This window comes from Candidatus Synechococcus spongiarum SH4 (assembly GCF_000586015.1).
Classification (GTDB): Bacteria; Cyanobacteriota; Cyanobacteriia; order PCC-6307; family Cyanobiaceae; genus Synechococcus_B; species Synechococcus_B spongiarum_F.
In genome coordinates, this window is record NZ_JENA01000128.1 from 1 (window position 1) to 4,768 (window position 4,768).

Sequence of the window (4,768 nt, forward strand, 5' to 3'; positions counted from 1 at the left end):
TGTGGCTGTCCACACGGCTCATACCACGAGACTTGGACAAGAAGGATTGTAGATCTTCCTAAAGTTGGCGCCTGCCTAAAGCCGATGCTCTCTGAGCCAGAACAGGTGAGCCATCCCTCCCCCTGAAGGTTTCTTGGGAATCTTCTCTCTGCTGAGGGGCGTCACACCCTCACTTTATTAGGCCTTGACCCTAAGCTGCCTGGCATGCTTTTGGAGATGTTGTCCTGTCTTATCGGCAGGCGTCTCTGTTGTCTTGCCACTCAGCTTATGTCCTCCCTTTGCCTTGATGCACCTGCCACCTCCCGCCTGGATCAAGGTTGGCGGCCTCGCCTGGAAGAATTACTGGCGGTGGGGATGGCAGCCGGTGCGGATCTGGTTGAGATTTTCGTGGAGCGCAATGACCAACTCAATGTGTTGGCGGAGCAGGAGCGCATTACCAGCGTGAGTCCCGCCCTGGGATGTGGCGCTGGAATCCGTGTCTTCAAGGGAAATTGTGACGGCTTTGCCGCCACCAACGACCTCAGTGACTCTGCCCTGTTGACGGCTTTGGAGCAGGCTCTCAGTATGCTGGGTCTTTCCAGGAGCGCCGGAGCCAGTGGGTGGCAAGGCTTGGCAGCGTTCCGAGACTACGGCAGTGACAAGGAGCAATGGCTCAAGGCCTGCCCCATGGCGCCGGACAGCGCCGAGCGTTTGCGGGAGGCCACGGCCGCCCTGAAGCGCCATGGCAGCCATCTTCAGGCCAGACGGGCCAGCTATGCCCGAGACTGGCAGGAAGTACTGGTGGCCGCCAGCGATGGAACTTTTGCCCGTGATCTGCGCCTCCATCAGACCACGGGCCTTAGTCTGCTGGCCGGCGATGGGGACCATCGCGCCTCCATCAGCCGCCGTGATGGGCGTGCCGATGAACCTGACTTTCTGGCCCGCTGGCCTGTGGAAGACGTAGCCATGTCCGCCTGCCAGAGCGCCGGCAAGATGCTGTACGCCGACGTCGTGAAGGCTGGCGACTACCCCGTGGTGCTGGCCAACCGCTTTGGGGGGGTCATTTTCCATGAAGCCTGTGGTCATTTGCTGGAAACCACCCAGGTGGAGCGGGGCTCCACCCCCTTTGCCGACAAAATCGGCCAGACCATTGCCCATCCTGCGGTCACTGCCTTTGACGAAGGGATCAGCTCCAACAACTTCGGCTCCATGACCATGGACGACGAGGGTATGGCGCCCCAGCGCACGGTCTTGATTAAAGATGGTGTTCTGAAGTGCTTCCTGAGTGATCGCGCCGGCGAGATGCGCACCGGGCATCCCCGCACCGGCAGTGGGCGGCGCCAGAGCCATGGGTTTGCGGCGGCCAGCCGGATGCGCAACACCTTCATTGCCCCCGGCCCCTACAAGCCTGAAGAGTTGATTGGCTCCATTGACCACGGCCTCTACTGCAAACAGATGGGGGGCGGCAGTGTGGGACCCACCGGCCAGTTCAACTTCGCCGTGGAGGAGGCCTATTGGATCGAGAACGGCCGCCTGCGGGAGGACAAGCCCGTGAAGGGGGCCACCCTGATCGGTGATGCCGTGACTGTTCTGCCCAGAATCTCCATGTGCGCTGATGACGGCGCCCTTGCCGCCGGTTTCTGTGGTTCCGTCAGTGGCAGTGTCTATGTCACCGTTGGCCAGCCTCATATCAAGGTGGACCGCATGACCGTTGGAGGCCGCTGAACCCATGACAACACCATCTCTTGTGGCTCCGGATCCTGGCGCGGTGGGGCAGCACATGACGGAGGGCGCCTCCCGCATGGGAATTGCAACCTGGGATCTGGGGATCACTTGCGGCCATGACACGTCCGTACAAGTTGACCGTGGCGAGCCCAAGCAACTGAAGGCCCGCCAGAGCACAACCGCCATGGTGCGTGCCTGGAATGACCAGGGCTTGGTGGGCATCACCAGCACCAACGATCTCTCCCCGTCAGGATTGACGGTGGCTTTGGCGGGCGCCCAACAAGCCAGCGCCTTCGGCGATGCCCAGAGCCCGCCCCGCCTGTCTCCCCAGGCCCGGGATCCCCTTACACCCCTCCATCAGCCCCAGCAGCCAGCGCTTCCCATTCAGACGCTTCTGGAGCGACTTCTGGCCACCGAGCAACAGGTGCTGAATGGCCATCCGGCCATCTCCACCTTGCCCTACAACGGCCTGGCCCAGGCTCAGCGGGAGCGGTTGTACATCAATAGTGCTGGCGCGTTGCGCCACCAGAGCACCACCAGCGCCAGCCTGTGGCTCTATCCCCGCGCCGAGGAAGCAGGCCGCAAGCCCCGCAGCGCCGGAGCGGTGCGGCTGGCGCCGGGTGTGGATGCACTGGATCTGGAGGGATGCATTGCCGAGGCCACGGAACGCACCATCAGCCACCTGGACTATGCCCCCATCGACACCGGTGTCTACACCGTCTGTTTCAGTCCTGAAGCGTTTCTGGATCTGCTGTGGGCTTTTGGCAGCATGGTGAACGCCCAGGCGGTGCTGGACGGCATCAGCCTCTCCCGGCGCAGCAGCCTGGGCGCCCAGGTGGCCAGCCCCCTGCTCACGGTGACCGATGATGCCCGCCATCCGTGTCATGTGGCAGCGCCGGAGTTTGACGGGGAAGGCACCCCAACTCGGCGGTTGCCCCTCATTGAAGGGGGCCGTCTCCGCCATTTCCTCCATAGCGAAGGCACAGCCAGGGCCTTCGCGGACGGCTCCGTGGCCACAGGCCATGCCAACCTGGGGGCAAAGGTCACCCTGAGTCCCCAATGGCTGGACGTGGAGGGCCAGCGGGGGGATTCATCCCTCAGCCACCAGAGCAGCAGTGGGGTGGTGCTCGTTGATTCCCTCTCCGCGCTTCATGCGGGCATCAAGGCCAGTCAGGGGTCCTTTTCCCTGCCATTTGACGGTTGGCTGCTCTCCGGGGGTGAACGACGCTCCATCGAGGCGGCCACAGTGGCTGGAGATGTGCGCTCCACACTGCAAAACATCGTGGCCTGTGAAGGGGAGCCCCAATGCACCCCCAGCGGCCGCTCCCCCCACGTCTGGGTGGAGGGGCTCACCATCACAGGCGAAGCCTGAGGGCTTGCCCCATGCGTATTCTCTTCTGGGGCACCCCCACCTATGCCGTCCCCTGCCTTGATGCCCTGGTTACGGCGGGTCATGGGTTGGTGGGCGTGGTGAGCCAGCCGGATCGACGCCGCGGCCGTGGCGGCCAGCTTCAGCCTTCCCCCGTGAAACGCCGGGCCATGGAACTGGGGTTGCCTGTGTGGACCTCCCCATCCCTCCGCCACGACACCCCCCTGCAACAACAATTGGCCACACTGGCGGCTGATGTGTTTGTGGTGGTGGCTTTCGGGCAGATTCTGCCACCGGAGATTCTGGCCCAGCCCAGGCTGGGGTGCTGGAACGGCCACGGTTCCCTTCTGCCCCGCTGGCGTGGCGCGGCGCCGATTCAGCGGGCCTTGCTGGCCGGTGACCGGTTGACCGGCGTCAGCATCATGGCCATGGAAGAAGGGTTGGATACGGGGCCGGTACTGCTCAAAAGCGGTCTTCCCATTGCCCTCTGCGACAATGCGGCCGCCATGGCCCGGCGCCTCAGCCAACTGACCGCTGACTTGATGGTGGAGGCCATGGCCCTGCTGGCTACCGGTCCCGCCCAACTCAAGCCCCAACCCGCCACGGGGGTCACCATGGCCGCCAAGGTGAGGAAGGAGGAACTTTGGCTGCCCTGGCGCGAGCCTGCCCTGCAACTCCATCGCCGGGTGATGGGCTTCTATCCCCGGGCCATGACCCACTGGCAGGGGCGGCAACTCAACGTGCTGACCACAGCGCCCTTGCTGCCGGAGCGGGCCGAGGAGTTGGAAGCCATCGGCGGCGCCCCGATGCGGGACCTGTCGCAAACACCATGGCCTGCAGGCCAGCCGGGGCAGGTGGCGGCTGTGGCGCCTGGTCAGGGATTGGTGGTGGCCACGGGAGAGGGACACCTGCTCTTGCAGGAGGCGCAACTGGCCGGCAAAACACCCTGCCGGGGCACCCGCCTTCACCAGGTGCTCAAGGCTGAAGCGGGTCAGCGTCTGGGCCAGGCGCAGGACCCATCAACTTAGGGAGAGTGGACGTCCCTTCATCGCCCCTTCAACCTTGGGGTGACCACCATCACCCCCACAAGCAGGGGAAGATGCAGACCAATGAGCACGTTACGGGCCAAATCAGGCTGGTCGGCGGCATTGATCACGGTGCTGATGATGCCCACGTAGGCCGCGGTGAAGAGAGCCAACCCCATGAAGGAGAAACGGTGATGGGTGGCGAAGCGCAAGGTGCGCAGGGTGAGCAGGGAGACGACAACCGCAAAGGGCACCAGAAGGGCGATGAGTGCCAGTTCCATTGACGGCTCCATAATTCTATGGAGAGAGCTTAATGGAATCTTCCAGGGCCGTAGGGGCCGCTTCCTCGTCTTTGCAAGTGTTCGTTACGCAATCATCAATCTTCCCTTGGTTGCCCCCTTCTGTCGCCCCCGTGATCCCCACCCTGGGGGGACCGTCCATAGCTACCTTGGGCCGCACAGCAGGCTTTCCCCATGACCGTTAGCGTCGCCACCCCCCAGGTGCGTCACATCTCCCTGGCCACTCCCTTCCAGGATCAGAAGCCCGGCACATCCGGTCTGCGCCGACCCACCCCTGTGTTTCAGAAGCCCCACTACCTGGAAAGCTTCCTTGAGGCTGTCCTGCAGACCCTGCCAGGGGTGCAGGGGGGAACTCTGGTGGTGGGGGGAGA

Annotated in this window: 4 protein-coding genes and 1 pseudogene; 4 read left to right on the top strand and 1 reads right to left on the bottom strand. The window is 63.7% G+C overall.

Going from position 1 to position 4,768, the window contains the following annotated elements:
- The first annotated feature begins 267 nt into the window (after window positions 1-267).
- The 3 genes from BG35_RS0106525 to fmt are packed head-to-tail and all read left to right on the top strand — an operon-like array spanning window position 268 to window position 4,101.
- Complete coding sequence (locus tag BG35_RS0106525; RefSeq protein WP_025782197.1) at window positions 268-1,704, top strand: TldD/PmbA family protein; 1,437 nt, start codon at window positions 268-270, stop codon at window positions 1,702-1,704.
- 4 nt (window positions 1,705-1,708) lie between these two features.
- The gene (locus BG35_RS0106530; RefSeq protein ID WP_025782198.1) at window positions 1,709-3,076 is read left to right on the top strand and encodes a TldD/PmbA family protein; all 1,368 of its coding nucleotides are present in this window, start codon (window positions 1,709-1,711) and stop codon (window positions 3,074-3,076) included.
- Window positions 3,077-3,087: 11 nt separating this feature from the next.
- Window positions 3,088-4,101: a methionyl-tRNA formyltransferase gene (gene fmt / locus BG35_RS0106535; protein ID WP_025782199.1), complete on the top strand. Its 1,014-nt coding sequence runs from the start codon at window positions 3,088-3,090 to the stop codon at window positions 4,099-4,101.
- Between the two features lie 17 nt (window positions 4,102-4,118).
- Here the strand turns inward: fmt and BG35_RS0106540 are convergent, their stop codons facing one another.
- Complete coding sequence (locus BG35_RS0106540; RefSeq protein ID WP_161632559.1) at window positions 4,119-4,379, bottom strand: hypothetical protein; 261 nt, start codon at window positions 4,377-4,379, stop codon at window positions 4,119-4,121.
- Window positions 4,380-4,571: 192 nt separating this feature from the next.
- Between BG35_RS0106540 and BG35_RS10715 the strand changes: the two are divergent.
- Window positions 4,572-4,768, top strand: a pseudogene (locus BG35_RS10715) (alpha-D-glucose phosphate-specific phosphoglucomutase); the annotation flags it as partial.

Bases quoted from the DNA above. Each gene is read 5' to 3' on its own strand.
- BG35_RS0106525 (WP_025782197.1), top strand. From the start codon at position 268: ATGTCCTCCCTTTGCCTTGATGCACCTGCCACCTCCCGCCTGGATCAA.
- fmt (WP_025782199.1), top strand. From the start codon at position 3,088: ATGCGTATTCTCTTCTGGGGCACCCCCACCTATGCCGTCCCCTGCCTT.
- BG35_RS0106530 (WP_025782198.1), top strand. From the start codon at position 1,709: ATGACAACACCATCTCTTGTGGCTCCGGATCCTGGCGCGGTGGGGCAG.
- BG35_RS0106540 (WP_161632559.1), bottom strand. From the start codon at position 4,379: ATGGAACTGGCACTCATCGCCCTTCTGGTGCCCTTTGCGGTTGTCGTC.